This is a genomic window from Microbacterium sp. SORGH_AS_0888 (genome assembly GCF_030818905.1).
Classification (GTDB): domain Bacteria; phylum Actinomycetota; class Actinomycetes; order Actinomycetales; family Microbacteriaceae; genus Microbacterium.
This window is the reverse complement of the sequence record NZ_JAUTAZ010000001.1, coordinates 688,989-711,111: the sequence shown is the minus strand read 5'-3', so window position 1 is coordinate 711,111 and position 22,123 is coordinate 688,989. Positions and strand designations below refer to the sequence as shown.

General features: G+C 69.6%; 21 protein-coding genes, 3 tRNA genes and 1 pseudogene. 20 read left to right on the top strand and 5 right to left on the bottom strand.

Annotation, left to right across the window (positions count from 1 at the left end; genetic code table 11):
* The first annotated feature begins 31 nt into the window (after window positions 1-31).
* From QE381_RS03470 to QE381_RS03440, 7 genes are all read left to right on the top strand, one after another.
* Window positions 32-979, top strand: a complete 948-nt coding sequence (locus QE381_RS03470; protein ID WP_307215542.1) for a DUF2510 domain-containing protein — start codon at window positions 32-34, stop codon at window positions 977-979.
* Window positions 980-1,063: 84 nt separating this feature from the next.
* Window positions 1,064-1,136 (top strand) — tRNA-Gly (locus QE381_RS03465).
* A gap of 48 nt (window positions 1,137-1,184) precedes the next feature.
* A tRNA-Cys gene (locus QE381_RS03460) sits at window positions 1,185-1,255 on the top strand.
* Between the two features lie 26 nt (window positions 1,256-1,281).
* A tRNA-Val gene (locus QE381_RS03455) sits at window positions 1,282-1,356 on the top strand.
* A gap of 621 nt (window positions 1,357-1,977) precedes the next feature.
* Complete coding sequence (locus QE381_RS03450; RefSeq protein ID WP_307215540.1) at window positions 1,978-2,727, top strand: sulfurtransferase; 750 nt, start codon at window positions 1,978-1,980, stop codon at window positions 2,725-2,727.
* A complete protein-coding gene (locus tag QE381_RS03445) occupies window positions 2,724-3,224 on the top strand; it encodes a GNAT family N-acetyltransferase (RefSeq protein ID WP_307215539.1) in 501 nt (166 codons plus the stop codon). Before QE381_RS03450 ends, QE381_RS03445 begins: the two co-directional genes overlap by 4 nt.
* A gap of 115 nt (window positions 3,225-3,339) precedes the next feature.
* Window positions 3,340-3,852: a hypothetical protein gene (locus QE381_RS03440; protein ID WP_307215537.1), complete on the top strand. Its 513-nt coding sequence runs from the start codon at window positions 3,340-3,342 to the stop codon at window positions 3,850-3,852.
* A 43-nt stretch (window positions 3,853-3,895) separates the two neighbouring features.
* Here QE381_RS03440 and QE381_RS03435 read toward each other — a convergent pair whose 3' ends face one another.
* Complete coding sequence (locus tag QE381_RS03435) at window positions 3,896-4,549, bottom strand: hypothetical protein (protein ID WP_307215535.1); 654 nt, start codon at window positions 4,547-4,549, stop codon at window positions 3,896-3,898.
* A gap of 22 nt (window positions 4,550-4,571) precedes the next feature.
* Window positions 4,572-5,723: an SLC13 family permease gene (locus tag QE381_RS03430; RefSeq protein WP_307215533.1), complete on the bottom strand. Its 1,152-nt coding sequence runs from the start codon at window positions 5,721-5,723 to the stop codon at window positions 4,572-4,574.
* A 246-nt stretch (window positions 5,724-5,969) separates the two neighbouring features.
* On the opposite strand from QE381_RS03430, the gene thrS reads away from it, so the two are divergent.
* Both thrS and QE381_RS03420 read left to right on the top strand, forming a co-directional pair.
* On the top strand, window positions 5,970-7,985 hold the full coding sequence (gene thrS / locus QE381_RS03425; RefSeq protein WP_307215532.1) for a threonine--tRNA ligase: 2,016 nt from the start codon (window positions 5,970-5,972) through the stop codon (window positions 7,983-7,985).
* A complete protein-coding gene (locus QE381_RS03420) occupies window positions 7,982-8,542 on the top strand; it encodes an HIT domain-containing protein (RefSeq protein ID WP_307215530.1) in 561 nt (186 codons plus the stop codon). The genes thrS and QE381_RS03420 overlap by 4 nt, the downstream gene beginning before the upstream one ends.
* A gap of 45 nt (window positions 8,543-8,587) precedes the next feature.
* Here QE381_RS03420 and pdxY read toward each other — a convergent pair whose 3' ends face one another.
* Window positions 8,588-9,439 (bottom strand): pyridoxal kinase PdxY, encoded by an 852-nt coding sequence (gene pdxY, locus QE381_RS03415; RefSeq protein WP_307215528.1) that lies wholly within the window; start codon window positions 9,437-9,439, stop codon window positions 8,588-8,590.
* A 165-nt stretch (window positions 9,440-9,604) separates the two neighbouring features.
* Window positions 9,605-10,792 (bottom strand): annotated as a pseudogene (locus QE381_RS03410) (aminotransferase class I/II-fold pyridoxal phosphate-dependent enzyme); the annotation flags it as partial.
* A gap of 24 nt (window positions 10,793-10,816) precedes the next feature.
* Here QE381_RS03410 and pdxS point away from each other — a divergent pair.
* The 11 genes from pdxS (at window position 10,817) to QE381_RS03355 (ending at window position 21,545) form a co-directional block, all read left to right on the top strand.
* Window positions 10,817-11,746 carry a pyridoxal 5'-phosphate synthase lyase subunit PdxS gene (gene pdxS, locus QE381_RS03405; RefSeq protein WP_373426977.1) on the top strand — a complete coding sequence of 310 codons (930 nt, stop codon included), beginning with the start codon at window positions 10,817-10,819 and terminating at the stop codon, window positions 11,744-11,746.
* Complete coding sequence (pdxT, locus tag QE381_RS03400; RefSeq protein WP_307215526.1) at window positions 11,736-12,335, top strand: pyridoxal 5'-phosphate synthase glutaminase subunit PdxT; 600 nt, start codon at window positions 11,736-11,738, stop codon at window positions 12,333-12,335. Before pdxS ends, pdxT begins: the two co-directional genes overlap by 11 nt.
* Window positions 12,332-12,883 (top strand): DUF1697 domain-containing protein, encoded by a 552-nt coding sequence (locus tag QE381_RS03395; protein ID WP_307215524.1) that lies wholly within the window; start codon window positions 12,332-12,334, stop codon window positions 12,881-12,883. The genes pdxT and QE381_RS03395 overlap by 4 nt, the downstream gene beginning before the upstream one ends.
* Before the next feature lie 14 nt (window positions 12,884-12,897).
* Window positions 12,898-13,656 (top strand): YebC/PmpR family DNA-binding transcriptional regulator, encoded by a 759-nt coding sequence (locus QE381_RS03390; RefSeq protein WP_307215522.1) that lies wholly within the window; start codon window positions 12,898-12,900, stop codon window positions 13,654-13,656.
* 46 nt (window positions 13,657-13,702) lie between these two features.
* Window positions 13,703-14,269 (top strand): crossover junction endodeoxyribonuclease RuvC, encoded by a 567-nt coding sequence (gene ruvC / locus QE381_RS03385; protein ID WP_307215520.1) that lies wholly within the window; start codon window positions 13,703-13,705, stop codon window positions 14,267-14,269.
* A 53-nt stretch (window positions 14,270-14,322) separates the two neighbouring features.
* Window positions 14,323-14,940, top strand: coding sequence for a Holliday junction branch migration protein RuvA (gene ruvA / locus QE381_RS03380; protein WP_307215518.1), 618 nt, complete (start codon window positions 14,323-14,325; stop codon window positions 14,938-14,940).
* Entirely contained in the window at window positions 14,933-15,958 is a 1,026-nt protein-coding gene (ruvB, locus tag QE381_RS03375) for a Holliday junction branch migration DNA helicase RuvB (protein WP_307215517.1), read from the top strand. Before ruvA ends, ruvB begins: the two co-directional genes overlap by 8 nt.
* Before the next feature lie 79 nt (window positions 15,959-16,037).
* A complete protein-coding gene (gene yajC / locus QE381_RS03370) occupies window positions 16,038-16,487 on the top strand; it encodes a preprotein translocase subunit YajC (protein ID WP_307215515.1) in 450 nt (149 codons plus the stop codon).
* A 34-nt stretch (window positions 16,488-16,521) separates the two neighbouring features.
* Complete coding sequence (gene secD / locus QE381_RS03365) at window positions 16,522-18,234, top strand: protein translocase subunit SecD (RefSeq protein ID WP_307215513.1); 1,713 nt, start codon at window positions 16,522-16,524, stop codon at window positions 18,232-18,234.
* Window positions 18,234-19,223 carry a protein translocase subunit SecF gene (secF, locus tag QE381_RS03360; protein ID WP_307215511.1) on the top strand — a complete coding sequence of 330 codons (990 nt, stop codon included), beginning with the start codon at window positions 18,234-18,236 and terminating at the stop codon, window positions 19,221-19,223. Before secD ends, secF begins: the two co-directional genes overlap by 1 nt.
* Window positions 19,224-19,292: 69 nt before the next feature.
* Window positions 19,293-21,545 (top strand): bifunctional (p)ppGpp synthetase/guanosine-3',5'-bis(diphosphate) 3'-pyrophosphohydrolase, encoded by a 2,253-nt coding sequence (locus tag QE381_RS03355; protein WP_307215509.1) that lies wholly within the window; start codon window positions 19,293-19,295, stop codon window positions 21,543-21,545.
* On the opposite strand, the gene QE381_RS03350 is transcribed toward QE381_RS03355, so the two are convergent.
* Entirely contained in the window at window positions 21,542-22,063 is a 522-nt protein-coding gene (locus QE381_RS03350) for a type IV toxin-antitoxin system AbiEi family antitoxin (RefSeq protein ID WP_307215507.1), read from the bottom strand. The two genes, QE381_RS03355 and QE381_RS03350, sit on opposite strands and share 4 nt — an antisense overlap.
* Window positions 22,064-22,123: the final 60 nt, after the last annotated feature.

Below are 22,123 nucleotides of genomic sequence, written 5' to 3'. Positions count from 1 at the left end.
TATGCTGGTCGATATTGCGAAAGGGGTCGAGATGAGCACGCCTGCAGCTGGTTGGTACGACGACGGACAGGGACAGCAGCGTTACTGGGACGGTGTGCGATGGACGGAGCACGTCGCACCGCTCGCGCCGACGCCGCAGGCAGGTGCCGGCCAGGACTCCGCGAAGTCAGTGACGTCGGACGTCGTTGCTCCCGCGCCGGACGTCGCCCCCGTGCCCAACGTGGTGCCGGATGTGACTGCTCCCTCGCCCTCCATGGCTGCGCCCGAGCCCTTCGCTCCTGCTCCTGCGCCGTCCGTGGTCGTTCCCACACCCCCTCCCGCGCCTGAGCCCTTCGCTCCTGCTCCTGCGCCGTCCGTGGTCGTTCCCACACCCGCTCCCGCGCCTGAGCCCTTCGCTCCTGCCCCTTCGCCGTCCGCGGCCGTCCCCGCTCCGGGGGCGGTGCCTGACGCCACGGCTTTCGCGCCGGCCGTCGGCGAGGGCCAGGCGTCCGGCGCGTATGCCGTTCCGGGCTCCGTTGCGATCGCCCAGGGGCCGTACCCGCCCGCGCCGCCTGAGCGGCGCAAGTCGCTCAAGGGTTTGTGGATCGCCTTGATGATCGCCGGCGGCGTGGTCGTGATCGGTGCGATCGTGGCCGTCGCTCTCTTGCTGTTCCTGCCCAAGACGTCGCCGGAGCAGACCCTGCGCGACTACAACTCGGCATGGCACGACGCGAACTGCGAGGTGCTGACACGGCTCACGACCGCGTCCTGGAAGACTTCTTTCGACTTCGATTGCTCCTCGTTGACGGCGTCCACCGGCCCCGACTGGAAGCTCAATTTCCTCTCGGTGGATCGGGAGAACGACGTCGCTCTCGCCGAGTACACCGTCAGCGGGATCGGACCAGACGGCGAGTCGTTCGTGCAGACCTACAACGCGCGCCTCATCAATCAGGGCGGCGCATGGCTCGTCGATTCGGACGAAGCAGTGTCCTCTCAGTGACGTGACACGCGCGGAGGGCGCTCGGTTTTGCGTCGTCGCCGAGTTCGAGTAAAGTCATACGAGTGCCCGAGAGATCGGGGACATGCGGATGTAGCGCAGTTGGTAGCGCATCACCTTGCCAAGGTGAGGGTCGCGAGTTCGAGTCTCGTCATCCGCTCGAGTACGGGGTCCCCAGGGACCGCGACACGTGGGTCGAACCACACACGGTGGCGTGGCCGAGCGGCTAGGCACCGGCCTGCAAAGCCGTTTACACGGGTTCGAATCCCGTCGCCACCTCGTCTCATAACTCAATAGCCTTTTAGGCGCGATTGGCGCAGCGGTAGCGCGCTTCCCTGACACGGAAGAGGTCACTGGTTCGATCCCAGTATCGCGCACCACGAAACCCCCGGAATTCCGGGGGTTTTTTGTTTCCTGATGGGAGTGCCGGTCGCCTCTCATGGGACATGTGGGGGACTTCGCGCGGCGATACCGATACGCTCGCGCTCATGCCGCGATGACCGTGCCTCGTCTTGTCGACGCTGCGAGCGTGCTCCCCGCTAAGGGAAGCAGTTGAAGTACCGATCTTGGCGATCGCATCGTCCGGGACGTGGCGGACTGCCGCGATGCGCAGTGCGAGCGGCGTGTAAAGCGGTCGCGATGCTTCCCGCTGGACCGTGGGTTCACGGGTTTCGGCCGAGACAGCTTCTTCCCTGGGAGGCAATCGATGACGGCGGTGCGGATCTGACGGTTGGGGGCGACGGTGGCCTGAACGTTCCCACATGAAACGCCCGGATTTCCGGGGCCTTTTGGCGTGCGACGGGCCTCGGGCACCATCCGGACGGCGCTGCCGCCGGTGCACAGGGAGCGCGTGTGGCGCGCTGTGCGTATCGCTCGACCTGCCGTTACGCGCGGTCAGGTCGGACGGCGGCGGCATCCGTCTGGAGTCCATGCACGGTCCCGCACCCCGTCCTGCGTGAGTGGTGCGGGACCGTCCGGTCGTGCTGCGTACGCTGGAAGGCATGGCACCCGTCCTCAACGTCTCGGCGTATCTGTTCACGCGCATCGACGAGCCGCACGAGCTGCGGCCGGTCCTGCGTGAACGGGCCCAGCTCGCCGGCCTGCTCGGAACGATCCTGCTCGCCGAGGAAGGCATCAACCTGTTCCTCGCGGGCGACGCGTCGGCCGTGCGCGGCTTCTTGGACACCCTGCGCGATGATGAGCGGTTCGCCGCCCTGACCGCGAAGGAGAGCTGGTCGGAGGTCGTGCCTTTCGGACGTCTGATCGTCAAGGTCAAACGCGAGATCATCCGCATGGACAGACCGGAGGTGCGACCCCAGGATGGACGCGCTCCTGCCGTCTCGCCCGCGACGCTGCGCCGTTGGCTCGACCGGGGACGCGACGACGAAGATCGTGAGATCGTCCTCGTCGACACGCGAAACGCCTTCGAGGTCGACTACGGCACCTTCGCGGGGGCGAAGGACTGGCGCATCGAACGATTCACCCAGTTCCCGGAGGCGGCGCTCGTGCACCGCGACGATCTCGCGGGCAAGACGGTCGTCAGCTTCTGCACCGGCGGCATCCGCTGCGAGAAGGCGGCCCTGTACCTGCGCGCCGAAGGACTCGACGCGTACCAGCTCGAGGGCGGGATCCTCGGCTGGTTCGCCGATCAGGGCGGCGCGCACTGGGAGGGCGACTGCTTCGTGTTCGATGAGCGCGAGTCCGTGGACGCGTCACTAGCGCCCCGCGTTGCCGGGAGTCTCCCCGCATGAGGACGTTGTCGGACGGCGGCATCCTGCGCCGCGCGCGTGCCGGCGACGAGTCCGGCATCCTCGCGTGCATCCAGGCCCTGGCCGACTACGAGCGGGAACCGGATGCCGTCGAGAACACGGTCGGTCTGCTCACCCAGACCCTGTTCGGCCCAGATCCGCGTGCTTTCGCCTTCGTCGTCGAGGGCGACCAGGAGATCCGCGCCATCGCGATCTGGTTCCTCACCTACTCGACATGGACCGGCCGCCACGGCATCTGGCTCGAGGACCTCTACGTGCACGAGCCGTACCGCGCACGCGGATACGGCGCCGCGCTGCTGTCCGCACTCGCGAACGAGTGCCTCGAGAACGGCTACGCCCGGCTGGAGTGGACCGTGCTCGACTGGAACGAGCCCGCGATCGGCTTCTACCGCGCCCTGGGAGCGGAGGCCATGGACGAGTGGACCACCCGTCGTGTGACCGGTGACGCGTTGGTCGCGCTCGCGGCCCGGTCGCGCTGAGGCGGACGCGGGGGTCAGCGTTGTCCACAGGGGGGTCAGACCGGCACGACCGGCCGTCGCCGCTGCGCTAGCCTGGCCCCTCGTTGCAAACTGTCTCCGACGCAAAGGTGTCCTCGTGTCTCGTCGTCTTCTCTCCGTCTCCGGTGCCGCTCTCGCGCTGATCGCCTCGCTCGCGCTGTCCTCGTGCTCGTCGCCCCAGGCATCGACGGCCCAGACGTCGTCGGAGTCGGCACCCGCGGCATCGCCGTCCGAGAGCGAGTCGAGTGCCGCGCAGGGGTCGACCGACGCCACCACGTACGCGAACGACGCGGATGCGTGCAGCGCAGCCTTCAAGGACATCACCGCGATCCAGTCCGACCTGTCGAGCGCGATGACCGGCGACCCCTCGACCGCCGTCGCCGCGCTCAAGAAGGTGAGCGGGCAGGTGTCTTCGATCGCCCAGGGCATGCAGAGCGCCGACAACAAGAGCGCGCTCGAGACCCTCGCGACCTTCTACTCGGACTACGCGAACGCGCTGGCTGCGAAGGACACCGCGAAGGTCAGCGCGCTGCAGACGGCGGTGACGACCGAGGGAGACCCGACGAACCTCGCCATCGGCCGTCTCGGCCAGTGCGTCGTGGGGAAGTAGTCGCCGCGATTCGCTCGCCGGCCGCGCTCGGATCGCGCCGGTATCAGGAACCAGCGCGCCGGCGTCGGTGACTGCGCAGCCCCAGCGGGCCGAAGACGAGCACGGGTATCAGCACGATCGCGAACAGCGGGAAGCCGACCGCGGTGATGGCGAGGACCGATCCGATGTCGAAGCCGACGGAGCCGGTCCGGCCGAGCCCGATGCTCCCGTTCATGAAGGTGTCGCCCGCGACGAGGAACTCCGCATCATACGTGTCGATCGCGGAGACGCACGTCACCGCGATCACGCCGGCGCGGGATGACTCGACCTGAAAGACCTGTTCGAATCCGGGGCGCGGCGTCATCCACCACAGGGTGTCGTCCCAACCGAGCGAACGACCTCGACGCACGTCGAGCACCGCGCCGTCCGCGTCCGTCGCCTCGCACCGGAGCAGCCCGAACGAGGCCGCGGCACCGGAGGCCCAGACACCGACACGCTCGCCCGCGGACGCGGTGACCTGCGATGTGCTGCCGAGCGACTGCGGCGTCGAGCGCTGGATCGAGGCGGCGACCGGGAGGACCCACAGCAGCCAGATGAGGACGGTGGCGATCAGGCACACCGGGATCAGGCACCAGAGCAGCTGGCGACGCGCCCGAAGGTGTTCCGGCAAGGCGGGCCCGGCGTGATCCCGCCGGTCGGGCTCCGACGCTGTGTGCATCCTCGAAGTCTAGGAAGCCCACTCAGTGCAGCGCGAGCGGCACGACGGCCAGTGCCACGGTCAGCGGGGCGACGACGAGACCCAGCAGGACGTATCGACGCCAGGGGACGTCGACCTCGACCGCGTGCAGCCGCGCGTGCCAGAGCAGGGTCGCCAACGATGCCCAGGGCGTGATGAGCGGGCCCGCGTTCACACCGACGAGAAGAGCAGCGAGGCGCGCGGGGGAGCCCGCGACCGACTCGAGAGCGAGGTACGCCGGAAGGTTGTTGACGGCATTGGCGCCGAGCATCCCGACGCCGGCGACCTGCCAGAGTGCGACGAGGTCGTCGCCGGTGCCCGCGAGCACACCGAGCACCGCACCCGAGCCGAGCGCCTCGAGCACGCCGACCGCGAGGAACAGGCCGGAGGCGAACACCACCAGCTGCCAGGGCACCAGCCGCGGGCGAAGGGACGACGGCGAACGCCAGGCGAAGAGCGCGACCATCACCGCCATCGCCGCGACCGCGGGGATCCATGGCTCGACCCCCGAGACGAAGAACGGCAGCACCGCCACCACGACGACCGCCGCACACCGCAGCAGCACGACATCCGACACGGTGGGATCCGGGGCGGGTGAGAACCTGCCCCGCAGGTCCCGGCGATGCACGAGCCACAGGAGCACCACCGTCACGACGATCGCGACGAGCGCGGAGGGGCCGAGGAGAAGGACGAACTCCCCGGGTGTCGGCGATCCGAGCGTATGGACGGCAAGCAGGTTGGTGAGGTTGGACACCGGAAGCACGAGCGACGCCGTGTTGGCCAGCCACACCGTCGCGAACGCGAACGGCAGCGGCGGCAGCCGGTGCGCGCGGGCGACGGCCACGACCACGGGCGTCAGGAGCACCGCCGTCGTGTCCAGCGAGAGGAAGGCCGTCACGACGATCGCGAGCAGCACCGAGAGCGACCACAGCACCCACACACGCCCGCGTGCGAGGCGGGCCAGGCGAGCGGCAGCGGCGTCGAACACGCCGGCCGCCGCCGCCAGCTCGGCGACGATCGTGATCGCGACGACGAAGAGCAGTATGGGCCACACCCGGTCGGCGACCTCGAGCGCGGCGTCGACCGGCAACACCCCGGTCGCCACCCCGGCGACACCCGCGAGGAGCAGAACGGCGCCGATGATCGCGAGCTTCACCGCTCTATCCTGCCGTCTCCGCGGGCTCGGGTTCGCCGGGCGGGGCACGCGAGTAGAATCTCCGCATGCGTCTCCGACACCGTGCCCCCGCGACTCGCGGCATTCCGGCGCGGCTCGTCACGTGCGGCACGCGAACGCTTCGGGCCTGAGCGGGCAGGACGTGTCATGCGTCCGAAGCTGAGCACCCCCGGCGGCGCACTCGCGCCCCGGTAGCCTTGACCGACAGCATTCCTCTGGAGATCTCTCGTGACCGACGTCGTTTCCCCTGCCGTCTCGTTCCCTGCCGACGGCTTCGCCCTCTTCCCCGACCGCTCCGTCGTCGCCCTCCGCGTCAACGGCGAGCTGAAGGACCTCGCGACGGTGGTCGAGGCCTCGGATGCGGTCGAGCCGGTGACCGTCGACAGCCCCGACGGCCTCAGCATCCTCCGCCACTCGACCGCGCACGTCATGGCGCAGGCCGTGCAGCGCATCAAGCCGCAGACGACCCTCGGCATCGGTCCGCCCATCACCGACGGCTTCTACTTCGACTTCGGCAACGTGGACCCGTTCACCCCCGAGGACCTCAAGGCGATCAAGAAGGAGATGGAGCGGATCGTCCGCGAGAACCAGCGCTTCGTGCGCCGGGTCGTCGACGAGACCGAGGCGCGCGAGCTGATGGCGGGCGAGCCGTTCAAGCTCGAGCTGATCGGGCTGGCCGGCGGTCCGGGCTCCGGGGCCGGCGCGGCCGAGGGCGCGTCCGCCGAGATCGGCGGCGCCGAGCTCACCGTCTACGAGAACGTCAACCGCGAGGGAGAGGTCGTCTGGCGCGACCTCTGCCGTGGTCCGCACGTGCCCGGCACCCGCCACGTCGGCAACGGCTGGGACCTCACCCGGGTTGCGGGCGCCTATTGGCGCGGCAGCGAGAAGAACCCTCAGCTGCAGCGCATCTACGGCACCGCCTGGCCGACCAAGGACGAGCTGCGCGCATACCAGCAGCGCTTGGAGGAAGCCGCCAAACGCGACCACCGCAAGCTCGGCAAGGAGCTCGACCTCTTCTCGTTCCCGGACGAGATCGGTCCGGGCCTCAGCGTGTTCCACCCCAAGGGCGGCATCATCCGATACGAGATCGAGCGCTACATGCGCGAGCGGCTGCTCAGCAACGGCTACGAGGTCGTCAACACCCCCCACATCACCAAGGGCGACCTGTTCATGACCAGCGGCCACCTGCAGTGGTACGCCGACGGCATGTACCCGCCGATGGTGCTCGACGAGGTGGTGGATGCCGACGGGCACGTGAGCCGCGAGGGCCAGGAGTACTACCTCAAGCCCATGAACTGCCCGTTCCACAACCTGATCTTCCGCTCGCGGGGACGCTCCTACCGCGAGCTGCCGTTGCGGCTGAGCGAGTTCGGCTCCGTCTACCGCTACGAGAAGAGCGGCACCCTCTCGGGCCTGACCCGTGTGCGCGGCATGACCCAGGACGACACCCACATCTACGTCACGGCCGACCAGGTCAAGGGCGAGCTCACCCACAGCCTCGACTTCGTCCTGGCCACCCTCCGCGACTACGGCCTGAACGACTTCTACCTCGAGCTGTCGACGAAGGAGGAGGGCAACCCGAAGTTCATCGGCGCCGACGAGCTGTGGATCGAGGCGACCGAGACGCTGCGCGAGGTCGCCGAGGCCTCGGGGCTCGAGCTCGTGCCGGACCCGGGTGGCGCGGCGTTCTACGGCCCGAAGATCTCGGTGCAGGCGCGCGACGCGATCGGGCGCACCTGGCAGATGTCGACGATCCAGCTCGACTTCAACCAGCCCGAGCGCTTCGAGCTGGAGTACACGGGCCCGGACGGCGAGAAGCACCGCCCGGTCATGATCCACCGCGCGCTGTTCGGCTCGATCGAGCGTTTCTTCGCCATCCTGCTCGAGCACTACGCCGGCGCGTTCCCGGTCTGGCTGGCGCCCGTGCAGGTCGTCGGCATCCCGGTCGCGGACGAGTTCTCGCCCTACCTCGACGACATCGTGGCGCGACTGCGGGCCGCGGGCGTGCGCGCCGAGGTGGACCACTCCGACGACCGCATGCCGAAGAAGATCCGCACCCACACCACGCAGAAGGTGCCGCTCCAGCTGATCGCGGGGGAGCAGGACCGCTCCGCCGGGACCGTCTCGTTCCGGTTCCGCGACGGCACCCAGACCAACGGCATCCCCGTCGACGAGGCGATCCAGAAGATCGTGGCCGCGATCTCCGGCAAGCTGCTCGTCGACACGGCGGAGGACCTGGCGTGAGCGTGGGGGACGCCGGCGCCGACGCGGGCCTCGAAGCGGCGGCGTCGTTCGCCGGCGTCCCCGACGCCTTCCAGCGGCTGTGGACGCCGCACCGGATGGCGTACATCAACACGGGCGCGGAAGCGCTGCGGGGGTCGGGATGCCCGTTCTGCGCCGCTCCGCAGAAGTCGGATCCCGATGGGCTCATCGTCCACCGCGGCACGACCTCCTTTGTGCTGCTGAACCTCTTCCCGTACAACTCGGGGCACCTGCTGGTCTGCCCCTACCGGCACATCGCAACATACGACCAGGCCACACCGGAGGAGGTCGCCGAGATCGGCGTCCTGACGCAGACCGGGATGCGGGTGCTGCGTGAGGTGTCGCGCTGCGACGGATTCAACATCGGGATGAATCAGGGCGCGGTGGCGGGTGCCGGGGTGGACGAGCACCTCCACCAGCACATCGTGCCGCGCTGGGCGTCGGACGCCAACTTCTTCCCCATCATCGCTCGCACGAAGGCATTGCCGCAGCTGCTCGGCGAGGTGCGGGTGGCGGTCGCGGAGGCCTGGCCCGCCTGAGCGGCCGCCGGTTCGCGTCGGCGACCGCGGGAACGGTGCCCGGGCTCAGCGCACCTGGGTGACCGAGAACTGCATCCGCGGGTGCGCATAGAACTCCTGCGACTCGACCAGCTGCAGTTCGCGCTGCCCCGACTCGTGCGTCGTGCGCAGCAGGTCGAACACGCTCGAGACGGTCTTCGCGAGAGCGTCCGCGGCATCCCCGCTCGCGCGGAGATGAGCCGTGAACAGCGCCGCCGTGACGTCCCCCGAGCCGTTGGCCTTCATGGGGATGCGGGGCGTCTGGACGATCCAGGCGCCGTCGTCCGTCACGGCGAGCATCTCGATCGTGCCCTCGGGGGCGTCCGGCCGTTCGACGGAGGTGACGAGCACGGTCCGCGGGCCCATCTCCCGCGCCGCATCCGCCGAGGCGAGCGTCGAGTCGAGGTCTCCGGGCTCGGTCCCGGTCAGGAACCCCAGCTCGAACTGGTTGGGGGTGATGATGTCCGCCGCCGGCACCACGCGCTCGCGGAGCAGGATCGGGATGGCCGGTGCGACGAAGCAGCCGCTCTTGGCGTTGCCCATGACGGGGTCGCAGGCATACACGGCGGATGGGTTCGCGGCCTTCACGCGTGCGACCGCGTCGAGGATCACATCCGCGATGCCCTCGCCGCCCTGGTATCCGCTGAGGACCACGTCGATCTCGCCGAGCACGCCGCGCTCCTCGACGCCGGTGATGACGTCGCGGACGTCGTCGGGCGAGATGAGCGGACCTCGCCAGGCGCCGTAGCCGGTGTGGTTGGAGAACGTGACCGTGTACACCGGCAGCACCTCGACGCCGATGCGCTGAAGCGGGAACACGGCCGCGGAGTTGCCGACATGTCCGTAGGCGACGGCGGACTGGATCGAGAGGATCTTCACGGGTGCATTCCTGCTTTCATGGGACGGGCCGCCGCCACGGCGGCTGCGAGGTCGGACGCGAGGCGAGCGGCCTCGGCATCCGTGAGGTCGTGGACGGTCAGGCGTAGGCACTCGGATGCGGACGCGTCGGCGAGCACGAACTCGTCGCCGGGGCGCGCGAGCCACCCGCGGCGCATCAGCTGCTCGCACACGGGCCCGCGCGGCGACGCCGAGCGGCACCCACAGGCTGAGCCCGTCGCCGCCGGTCACCCGCACCCCGGCATCCTGCAGCAGCGCGACGACGTGCGCGTTGCGCCGAGCGTAGTGGCTGCCGGCGCGGCGGATGCCGGCCTGCACCGAGGCGTCCTCGAGCAGGGCGAGCGCGAGCCGCTGCAGCAGGTGGCTGACCCAGGTGGTGCCCGGGCTCAGCCGGAGCGCCAGCCGGGCCGCCGTCTCCGGGTCCGAGGCGGTCATCGCCAGGCACATGTCCGGACCCAGGAACTTCGACACCGACCGGATGAGCGCCCAGCGTCGGTGCCCGGGTCCGACGAGCGAGTGGTACGGCCGCTGCGAGAGCAGCGAGAAGTGGTCGTCTTCGATGATCAGCACGTACGGGTGCTCCGCGAGCACACGCCGGAGCGCCGCGGCGCGATCCTCCGACAGGCTCGCACCCGTGGGGTTCTGGGCGCGCGGCGTGCACACGATCGCGCGGACCCCCGCCTCCAACGCAGATCGGAGCCCGTCGACCGTCATGCCCTCGTCGTCCACGGGCACCGGCACCGCGCGATACCCGCCGAGACGCACGATGTTCATCGTCGACAGGAAGCAGGGGTCCTCGACGGCGATCGCGTCGTCGCGCGCCAGCGCCTGCCCGAGCAGGCGTTCGATCGCGTCGGACGCGCCGCCGGTGATCGTGAGACGCAGCTCGAGCGCGTCGTCCACCGCCTCGCGCATCCACTCCGTCGCCCAGGCGTCGAGTCCGGGATCGATGACCGGCTCGCCGTACAGCACCGGTCGGCCCACCACGCGGGCGAGTGCCTTCGTCGGGTCGGGGATGAGGGCGGGATCGGGGTTCCCGGTTCCTATGTCGCGCAGCACGGTGCCGACCGCGAAGCCCTCCTGCGCGACAGGGGCGGCGCCCGCGACGAGCGTCCCGCCGCGCCCGCGGGTGACGACCGTGCCCGCCTGCGCGAGCTGTCGATAGGCGGCGACGACCGTGTTGCGGTTGACGCCCAGGCGCTCCGCGAGCGCGCGCACGGGCGGCAGGGCGTCGCCGGGGGAGAGGAGCCCCCGCTCGACGAGCCCTCGGACGCTGTCTGCGATCTCCAGCGCCGTGGCTCCCGTGATCGCCGGCGCCGGGTCGGTGAGTGTCATCCCGTGAAGTCTACGTCGTGGGACATGCTACGTTTTGGCCTAGGCCAAGAAGAAGGGTTTCCTGTGACCACTCCCACCACCGGTTCCTCCCGCGTCAAGCGCGGACTCGCGGAGATGCTGAAGGGGGGCGTCATCATGGACGTCGTCACCCCCGAGCAGGCGAAGATCGCGGAGGACGCCGGCGCCGTCGCCGTGATGGCGCTCGAACGCGTGCCCGCCGACATCCGGGCGCAGGGCGGCGTGTCGCGGATGAGCGATCCGGACATGATCGACGGCATCATCGAGGCGGTCTCGATCCCCGTGATGGCGAAGGCCCGCATCGGCCACTTCGTCGAGGCCCAGGTGCTGCAGGAGCTGGGCGTCGACTACATCGACGAGTCGGAGGTCCTCTCGCCCGCCGACTACGTGAACCACATCGACAAATGGGGCTTCACGGTGCCCTTCGTCTGCGGCGCGACCAACCTGGGCGAAGCCCTCCGCCGCATCACGGAGGGTGCGGCCATGATCCGCTCGAAGGGTGAGGCCGGCACCGGAGACGTGTCCGAGGCGATGAAGCACATCCGGAAGATCCGCGGCGAGATCGCGGCGCTCTCCTCGCTCTCGAAGGACGAGCTCTACGTGGCGGCCAAGGAGCTGCAGGCCCCCTACGAGCTGGTGGCGGAGGTCGCGGAGTCCGGCTCCCTCCCCGTCGTGCTCTTCGTCGCCGGCGGTGTCGCCACCCCGGCGGACGCGGCCATGATGATGCAGCTCGGCGCCGACGGCGTGTTCGTGGGCTCCGGCATCTTCAAGAGCGGCGACCCCGCCGCGCGGGCGGCCGCGATCGTCAAGGCGACCACGTTCTTCGACGACCCGAAGGTCATCGCCGACGTCTCCCGCGGGCTCGGCGAGGCGATGGTCGGCATCAACGTCGCCGATCTCCCGGCACCGCACCGGCTTGCCGAGCGTGGCTGGTAGCCCCGCGCGCGTCGGCGTCCTCGCCCTGCAGGGCGATGTGCGGGAGCACGTGCGGGTCCTCTCCGGCCTCGGAGCGGACCCGGTGCTGGTGCGGCGTCCCGAAGAGCTCGCCGCGGTGAGCGGGCTCGTGCTCCCCGGAGGGGAGTCGAGCGTCATCGACAAGCTGTCGCGATCGTTCGGGATGCGGGAGCCGATCCGTCAGGCGATCGCGGACGGGATGCCGATGTACGGCACGTGCGCCGGACTCATCCTGCTCGCGGACCGCATCGAGAACCCCATCGCCGGCCAGCTGAGCTTCGGCGGGCTGGATGTCACGGTCCGCCGCAACGCCTTCGGCAGCCAAGCCGACTCGTTCGAGACCGCGCTCGCCGTCGTCGGGTTCGACGAACCCGCCCACGCGACCTTCATCCGCGCTCCGCTCGTGGTCCAGGTCGGGGATCGTGCCCAGCCCCTCGCGGAGCTCCCGGACGGCGGCGTCGTGGCGGTGCGGCAGGGCGTGCTGCTCGGGACGGCGTTCCACCCCGAGGTCGCGGGCGACATCCGCTTCCACCGGCTGTTCCTGGACACCGTGCAGGAACAGCGGCGGTGACCGCATGGGTGGCGCTCCTGCGGGGCGTCAACGTCAACGGCATCACGATCCGGAACACCGACCTCGCGCTCCTGTTCACCGACCTCGGGCTCGCCTCGGTGACACCCGTGCTCGCCAGCGGCAATGTCCGATTCCGCACGGCCGACCCGCCCGAGGCCGCCGACGACGAGCGGCGGGGGCTGAAGACCCGGATCGAGAACGCGCTGCGCGAGCGCTTCGCCTACGAGGCCTGGATCGTCCTCGTGACCCTGGCGGAACTGCGCAGCGTCGTCGAGGGCTTCCCGTTCGACCGCGAGGATGCGTCCCGGCAGCCCTACGTCGTCTTCTGCGGCGACGGTGACGCCCTCGCCGAGCTGACGGCCGCCGCGGACGGCCTCGACCCCGCCGAGGACCCGCTGCGTGCGGCATCCGGCGTCCTCTACTGGAACCCGGAGAAGGGGCGCACGCCGGACACGCCGTTCGGCAGGATCCTCGGCAGGGCGCGGTGGAAGGCCACCACGACGACGCGCAACCTGCGCACCCTCGCGAAGATCCTGACCGCCTCCTGAGTAAACTGGCTCCCATGTCCGGACACTCCAAGTGGGCCACGACCAAGCACAAGAAGGCCGTCATCGACGCCCGCCGTGCCAAGTCGTGGGCCAAGCTCATCAAGAACATCGAGGTCGCCGCCAAGCTCGGCGGTGCCGACCTCCAGGGCAACCCGACCCTGTTCGACGCGGTCCTGAAGGCGAAGAAGACCTCGGTCCCCAAAGACAACATCGACCGTGCGATCAAGCGCGGCGCCGGCATCGGCGGCGAGTCGGTCGAGTACTCGTCGATCATGTACGAGGGCTACGGCCCCAGCGGCGTGGCGCTCATGATCGAGTGTCTGACCGACAACAAGAACCGCGCCGCCGCTGAGGTGCGCACCGCCCTCAGCCGCAACGGCGGAACGCTCGCCGATCCCGGCAGCGTCGCATACAACTTCACCCGCAAGGGCGTCATCGTCGTCTCCGACGAGGGCACCACCGAGGACGACGTCATGATGGCGGCCCTGGAGGCCGGCGCCGAAGAGGTCGAGCCGCACGCGCAGGGCTTCGAGCTCGTCACCGACGCCAGCGATCTGGTGAAGGTGCGCACGGCGCTGACGGACGCGGGAATCGAGTACGAGTCGGCGGACGTCGAGTTCGTTCCCAACCTCAAGGTCGAGGTCGACGCCGAGACCGCGCGCAAGGTCTTCCGCCTCATCGACGCGCTCGAGGACAGCGACGACGTGCAGAACGTCTTCAGCAACTTCGACCTGACGCCCGAGGTGCAGGCCGAGCTCGAGAACGACGAGTAGGCGCGTCCTGCGCGCCGGGATGCGGGCCCACGCGTAGCGTGGGGGAGTGTCCTCTCCGCTGCGCGTGATCGGCATCGACCCGGGTCTCACCCGGTGCGGTGTCGGCGTGGTCGACGTGCGCGCGGATCGATCCGCGTCCCTCGTGCACGTGGGCGTCGTGCGGTCCTCGCCCGACGCGCCCATCGCGGAGCGTCTGCGGGTCATCGCCGCGGGGATCCGCGAGGCCGTCGTGACGTACGAGCCTCACGTGATGGCGGTGGAGCGCGTCTTCGCCCAGCACAACCGCAACACCGTGATGGGCACGGCGCAGGCGAGCGGCGTCGCGCTCCTGATCGCCGCCGAGCATGGGCTGGATGCTGAGACGCACACGCCGAGCGAGGTCAAGGCCGCGATCACCGGCTACGGCTCGGCCGACAAGCTGCAGGTGCAGACGATGGTGGCCCGCGTGCTGCGTCTGCCCGATCTGCCTCAGCCCGCGGATGCGGCGGACGCGCTCGCGCTCGCGCTGTGCCACGCCTGGCGGAGCGACCCGCGCCAGAAGGTCGGCGAGACCGGTCGGCTCACGCCCGCGCAGCGCGCGTGGCGGGACGCCGAGCGCGCCATCCGCCGCTGAGCGGTGCGCGTGTCGATCGAACATATCTGCGAACGCCCGGATAGGCTCGTGCCATGATCGCCTCCCTCCGCGGCACGGTCTCGTACACCGCCGCCGACTCCGTCGTCCTCGAGGTCGCCGGCGTCGGCTATCTCGTCGCCGTGACGCCCGAGGTCGTCCGCACCGCGCATCTCGGCGACGAGCTCCACCTGCACACGACCCTCATCGTGCGCGACGACTCGCTCTCGCTCGTCGGCTTCCCCACGCGTGAGGAGCTCGCGGTGTTCTCGGCTCTCGTCGCGGTGAGCGGCGTCGGGCCGAAGTCGGCGCTGGGGGTGCTCGCAGCCCTCACGGTGCCCCAGATCGCCGACGCCGTCGCACAGGAGGACGACGCGCCGTTCCGCCGGGTGTCCGGCATCGGCCCCAAGACGGCCAAGCTCATCGTGGTCCAGCTCGCGGGCCGGCTCGCGGTGGCCCCGGCCGGCGGCAACGCGGCCGCGGAGGCTCCCGCGCAGCTCGACGGCCAGGTCGTGCAGGCGCTGGTCGGTCTCGGGTGGCCAGAGCGTGTCGCGGCCGATGCGGTCGCCGCGGTCGCCGAGGGCGCGCCCGACGCGGAGCGCACTGTGAGCGGGCTGCTCCGCCGTGCGCTCGCGCACCTCGGCCCGGCCAAGGCGGGAGCCGGCCGTGGATGAGCTGCGCGACGGTCGCGCGCTCGACGAGTCCGAGCTGGCGATCGAAGGGGCGCTGCGTCCGTCCTCGCTCGGCGAGTTCATCGGGCAGCAGAAGGTCCGCGGTCAGCTGCAGCTGCTGCTGGACGCCGCCAGGATGCAGCAGCGCTCACCCGATCACATCCTCCTGTCCGGGCCCCCCGGGCTCGGCAAGACGACCCTCGCGATGATCGTCGCCCACGAGAGCGCCCGGCCGCTGCGCCTGTCCAGCGGGCCCGCCATCCAGCACGCGGGCGACCTGGCGGCGCTCCTGTCGAGCCTCACGCCGGGCGAGGTCCTCTTCATCGACGAGGTGCACCGCATGGCGCGGTCGGCGGAGGAGATGCTCTACCTCGCGATGGAGGACTTCCGGATCGACATCATGGTCGGGAAGGGCGCGGGGGCCACCAGCATCCCGCTCGATCTCGCCCCGTTCACGCTCGTCGGGGCGACGACCCGATCCGGGCTGCTTCCCAACCCGCTGCGCGATCGTTTCGGCTTCACGGCTCACCTCGAGTACTACGAGCCGGCGGAGCTGCAGCGGGTGATCTCGCGTTCCGCCGCGATGCTGGGCGTCGAGCTCCCGCCGGAGGCGGAGGCCGAGATCGCCCGTCGTTCCCGTGGAACGCCCCGTATCGCGAACCGGCTCCTGCGCCGTGTCCGCGACTACCTGCTGGTGCATCCGGCGCCCCCCGGCGGTGTGCTCGCGGCCGTGGACGCCGCCCTGGAGCTGTACGACGTCGATCCGATCGGGCTGGACCGGCTCGACCGCGCCGTGCTCGACATGCTCGTCCGGCGGTTCCGTGGCGGGCCGGTCGGACTCGGCACGCTCTCGGTCGCCGTGGGCGAAGAGGCCGACACGATCGAGTCGGTCGTGGAGCCCTATCTGGTCCGCATCGGGATGATGGGACGCACACCACGGGGCCGGGTGGCGACCCCGGAGGCCTACGCGCACCTGGGGATGCCGCACCCCGACGGGGCGCTGAGGCTCGATGACCTATAATCGCAGGAGGCTTTCGCCGCTTTCCATCTGATCGGTAGCGCTCCGCTGCGCGCCGCACCCGAAAGGTCCCGCGCACTCCATGGACTTCGCAAACTTCTTCGCCAACTATGGCCTGATCATCCTGTTGGTCGTGCTCCTCGGGTTCATGTTCTGGAGCTCGCGCCGCCGCATGCAGAAGACCAAGGCCGAGCAGGAGCAGAAGGCGCGCGAGACGGTCCCGGGCGCCGAGGTGCTGCTCCAGGGCGGCCTGTACGGCACGATCGTGTCCTTCGACCCGGACAACCTCGACCAGCCCGCCGTCGTGCAGGTCGCGCCCGGTGTCGAGATCCGCGTGCACAGCCAGGCGATCCTCCGCGTCGTGAACCCCGCCGAGGGGGTCGTGACGGAGGACGAGTTCATCGAGGCGGAGGCCTCGGAGGCGGAGTACATCGCGGGTGTCGCCGACGGCGACATCACCTCGATCAGCGACGACAAGAAGAGCGCGCGCAAGGACGACGAGCCGGAGGACCCGGCCAAGCCGGGCGCCTGAGCCCCTCTCCACTCGACAAGAAAGCTGAGTGTCCGTGGCGACATCGAGCCCCGTCCGCCATGCCTGGCGCGCACTGATCGGCCTGTTGGCGATCGTCGCGGTGCTGGCGGGAGTCAACGCCCTCGGCGTCTACGTCTTCCAGAAGAGCTCGTGGGTCCCCGAGCTCGCCCTCGACCTGCAGGGCGGAACGCAGATCATCCTCGCCGCGCAGACGCCCGACGGCGCCAGCCCCAGCAGCGAGCAGATGAACCAGGCGGTCACGATCATCCGTCAGCGCATCGACGCCTCCGGCGTCGGTGAGGCCTCCGTCACGACGGAGGGCGGACGCAACATCGTCGTCCAGATCCCGGGCGAGGCCGACGAGCAGACCCGTCAGCGCATCGAGGCCTCGGCGCAGCTGCAGCTGCGCGCGGTCCTGTTCTCGTCGCAGGAGGTCTCGGGTGCGCAGATCGGCGCCGACGGCTCTCCGACGCCCTACCCGACTCCCGATCCGTCTCTCCAGTCGACCCCCACGATCAGCCCGACGGACGGCAGCGACCCGAACTGGATCACGCCGGAGCTGTACGCCCGCTTCCAGGCCTACAACTGCTCCGACCCCAACAACACCCCCGCCACGCAGCCCGCGGACCAGCCGCTCATCACGTGTGAGGCCGACGGCTCCGTCAAGTACATCCTCGGACCGGTCGAGATCGACGGCTCGTCGATCACCGACGCGAGCGCGGGCCTGAACAGCCAGAACAACCAGTGGGTCATCAACATCGTGTTCGATGCCAAGGGCACCGCGGCGTTCACCGAGATCAGCCAGCGGCTCTACCCGCTGCAGGCGCCCCGCAACCAGTTCGCCTTCGTCCTCGACGGATCGGTGCTCTCGGCCCCGTCGATGAACGCGATCATCACGGACGGCAAGCCGCAGATCTCCGGCTCGTTCACCCAGGAGAGCAGCAAGACGCTGGCCGACCAGCTCAAGTACGGCGCACTGCCGCTGAGCTTCTCGGTGCAGAGCTCCGACACCATCTCGGCGACGCTCGGGTCGCAGCAGCTCCAGATCGGTCTGATCACGGGGCTCATCGGTCTGGCGCTCGTCGCGATCTACTCCCTCGCCGTCTACCGCGCTCTTGGATCCGTCATCATCGCCTCGCTCGGCGTCATGGGCGTGCTGACCTATCTCATGCTCTGCATCCTCGCCTGGCGCATGGGCTTCCGTCTCTCGCTGGCAGGTGTCGCGGGTCTGATCGTCACGATCGGGTTCACCGCCGACTCGTTCATCGTCTACTTCGAGCGCATCAGGGACGAGCTGCGCGACGGCAAGAGCATCACGGCCGCCGTCGAGGACGGATGGGGTCGGGCCAAGCGCACGATCTACATCTCCAAGTCGATCAACGTGCTCGCCGCGGTCGTGCTGTACATCCTCGCCGACGCCACCGTGAAGGGCTTCGCGTTCACGCTCGGCTTGACGACGGCGATCGACGTGCTGATCTTCATCCTGTTCACGCACCCCGTCATGCAGCTCCTCGTCCGCACGCGGTTCTTCGGCTCCGGTCACAAGCTCTCCGGCCTCGATCCGGAAGCCCTCGGTGCCGTCTACCGCGGTCGCGCCCAGTTCCGCGCTCCGCAGGCCGTCTCCGGACGTGTGGCCAAGTCGCGCGGCGAGGCCGACCGCCGACAGACGATCGCCGAACGCAAGAAGGCGGCCGAGGCGGCCGCATCCAGTACCGGGACGACCGGATCGAAGGGCGGCGACGACTGATGCGCAGCATGAATCAGCTCGGAAACGACCTGTACACCGGCAAGACCTCGTTCCCGTTCGTCGGACGTCGGCGGCTCTGGTTCATCATCGCGGCCGTGCTCGTGCTCGGTGCCGTGCTGGTGCCGTTCATCAAGCCCGTGCAGCTCTCGATCGAGTTCACCGGCGGCTCGCAGTTCACCGTGACGGGTCTCAGCAACCCCGACCAGAGCACGGCGACGACGGCCGTGCAGTCGGTCGTCGCGGGCACCTCCGTCAAGGTCGCCACGGTCGGCGACAGCGGCGTTCGGGTGGAGACCGACCAGATGAGCAACGAGGACACCCTCGCGGTGCGCTCGGCGCTCGCCCAGGCGTACGGCGTGAGCGAGAGCGAGGTGACCTCGTCCTTCATCGGACCGACCTGGGGCGCCGACGTCACCCGTCAGTCGCTGTGGGGTCTGGTGATCTTCCTCGCGCTGACGTTCCTCATCCTCGGCCTGTACTTCCGCACCTGGAAGATGTCCGCCGCAGCGATCATCGGCGTCATCGACGTGCTCGTGATCACGGTCGGCGTCTATGCGCTGTGCGGCTTCCCGATCTCACCGGCCGCCGTCATCGGCTTCCTGACGATCCTCGCCTACTCGCTCTACGACACCACGGTCGTGTTCGACAAGATCCGCGAGAACACGCGTGAGGACGGCGAGCTCGCGAGCCGGACGTTCGGCGAGTCGGTCAACCTCGCGGTCAACCAGACCCTGATCCGCTCGATCAACACGACCGTCGTGGCCATCCTGCCCACGGGTGCGATCCTGTTCATCGGCGCGTTCTGGCTGGGCGCGCAGACCCTCACCGACATCTCGCTGTCGATCTTCGTGGGAACGATCGTCGCGGCCTACTCGACGCTGTTCGTGGCCGCACCGCTCTACTCCCTCTTCCGTGAGGGCGAGAAGAAGGTGCGTCTCCGCGACACCCGGGTGCTCGCCGCGCGCGAGAAGGCCGGGACGCCGGCCTGAGCCGGCGCGCGCCCGGGGGACCCGTGGGGAATAGGATGGGACGATCCGCGGGGAGGTGGTGACAGGACGATGACCGAGACCGCACCCGCGGCAGCCCAGACCTCATCGCTGCGCCGCCTCGTTCCCCGCATCTTCTCGCGCGCCGCGCGGGTCGACGACATCGACCAGCTCATCCGCGCCGTGCGCACGCACCATCCGCGCGGCGACCTCTCCATCATCGAGCGTGCCTACGCGGTTGCCGAGAAAGCGCACCGTGGGCAGAAGCGACAGAGCGGCGAGCCGTACATCACGCACCCGCTGGCGGTCGCGCAGATCCTCGCCGACCTCGGCCTCGGGCCGAAGGCGATCGCGGCGGCGCTCCTCCACGACACGGTCGAGGACACCGGCTACGAGCTGTCGGCGCTGAGCGCCGAGTTCGGCGACGAGGTCGCGATGCTCGTCGACGGGGTCACCAAGCTCGACAAGGTCAAGTACGGCGACGCGGCCCAGGCCGAGACGGTGCGCAAGATGATCGTCGCGATGAGCCGCGACATCCGCGTTCTCGTCATCAAGCTCGCCGATCGGCTGCACAACGCGCGCACCTGGGGCTTCGTTCCGCCGGAGAAGGCCGCAAAGAAGGCCACCGAGACGCTCGAGATCTACGCGCCGCTCGCGCACCGGCTGGGGATCCAGGCGATCAAGTCCGAGCTCGAGGACCTCTCGTTCGCCGTGCTGCATCCCAAGCTCTATGCGGAGATCGAGAGCCTCGTCAAGCAGCGCACACCGCAGCGCGAGGAGTACGTCCAGAACGTCATCGACGCGGTCGACGCCGACCTGCGCGAGCTGCGCATCCGCGGCCGTGTCGTCGGCCGCCCGAAGCAGCTGTACTCCGTCTACCAGAAGATGGTGGTCCGGGGGCGCGAGTTCGATGACATCTACGACCTCATCGGCATCCGGGTGATCGTCGCGACGGTGCGCGACTGCTACGCCGTTCTCGGATCGATCCACGCCCGCTGGACTCCGCTCCCCGGGCGTTTCAAGGACTACATCGCGACGCCGAAGTTCAACCTCTACCAGTCGCTGCACACGACCGTCATCGGACCGCACGGACGCACGGTCGAGATCCAGATCCGTACGAACGAGATGCATCAGCAGGCCGAGTACGGTGTGGCGGCGCACTGGAAGTACAAGGAGCGGATGGCGGGCGGCAAGACCGACCCCAAGGCCGCTGACGCCGACATGGTCTGGCTCGCGCACATCTCCGACTGGCAGGCCGAGACGGCGGACCCGGGGGAGTTCCTCGACGCGCTGCGCTTCGAGATCGGCGCCAAAGAGGTCTACGTGTTCACGCCGAAGGGGCGGGTGATCGGACTTCCGGCCGGTGCGACCCCGGTCGACTTCGCGTACGCCGTGCACACCGAGATCGGGCACCGCACGATGGGGGCGAAGGTCAACGGACGCCTCGTGCCCCTGGAGTCGGAGCTGCACTCGGGCGACGTGGTCGAGGTGTTCACCTCGAAGAACCCCGACGCCGGGCCCAGCCAGGACTGGCTCGGCTTCGTCAAGAGCACTCGTGCCCGCAACAAGATCCGCGGCTGGTTCACGAAGGAACGCCGTGAGGAGGCGATCGAGCAGGGCAAGGAGTCCATCGCCCGTGCGATGCGTCGCCAGAACCTTCCGCTGCAGCGCCTCATGAGCCAGGACTCGTTCGCCGAGGTCGCGCAGCAGCTGCGGTACGAGGACGTCTCGGCCCTGTACGCCGCCGTCGGCGAGGGACACGTCTCGACCCAGTCCGTGCTCGAGAAGGTGACGGCGCTCGTCGCCGCGAACGACACCAACACCGGGCCGATCGACCTGCCGCACATCGGGCGGGGTCGGGCGCCGCGCGACGGCGACTCGGGCGTGCTGGTGCGGGGTGCTCCCGACATCCTCGTCAAGCTCGCCAAGTGCTGCACGCCGGTCCCGGGGGACGAGATCATCGGCTTCGTGACCCGCGGCAGCGGCGTCTCGGTGCACCGGACGGACTGCACGAACGTGAAGTCGCTCATGGCTGATCCCGAGCGGATGATCGACGTGGAGTGGGCGCCGACCACCAAGAGCGTGTTCCTGGTGCAGATCCAGGTCGAGGCGCTGGACCGGTCGGGACTGCTCAGCGACATCACCCGTGTGCTCAGCGAGCACCACGTGAACATCCTCTCGGCCAGTGTGCAGACGACCAACGACCGCCTCGCGCTCAGCCGCTACGTGTTCGAGATGGGCGACACCGTGCACCTGGACCGCGTGCTGAACGCGGTGCGCCGGATCGACGCCGTCTACGACGTCTATCGCGTGACGTCCTCCTAGGCGCGAAGCAGCCGGAGCGCGGCACGTTTGCCGGGGACCACGCTCGCCTCGAGCCGGGCGAGCGCCTCCGGCAGCGCCTGGGGGAACAACGTCAGGATGTCTCGCACGATCGAGGGGTCGCATCCCTCGCGTGCGAGATCGATGAGCGTGCGGGTGGGCGAGGACACGGCCGCGCCGGCGATGCGGACGAGGTCGGCGTCGGGGAGCAGCATCGTCCGATAGCGGCAGCGCGGATCGGCGGGGCGGTAGCGCTTGCGCGTCGTGGTGATGCGCTGCACGCTGTGGCGTGCGGGCGGCGACTCGATCGCGCCGTGGATCCACGCGGCGCTCTCATGGGTCGCGGCGGTGTCCGCGCCGAGCAGCGGACGCAGCGATGCGGCGCGCAGCGCGGGTGACTCGATCGCGTCCGCGGCGAGGTAGCCCTCGCCGAGCGCGACGACGTGGCCGTCGATCCGCGCCGCGCAGAGCTCGGGCTCGGAGAGCCGGTCGCCGGCGAAGTGCAGGACCGAGGATGCCATATCGGCAGTCTCGCGCATGGCGCTCCACCGAGGCCGGCCTCCCTCGTGGTCTGTGGAAAG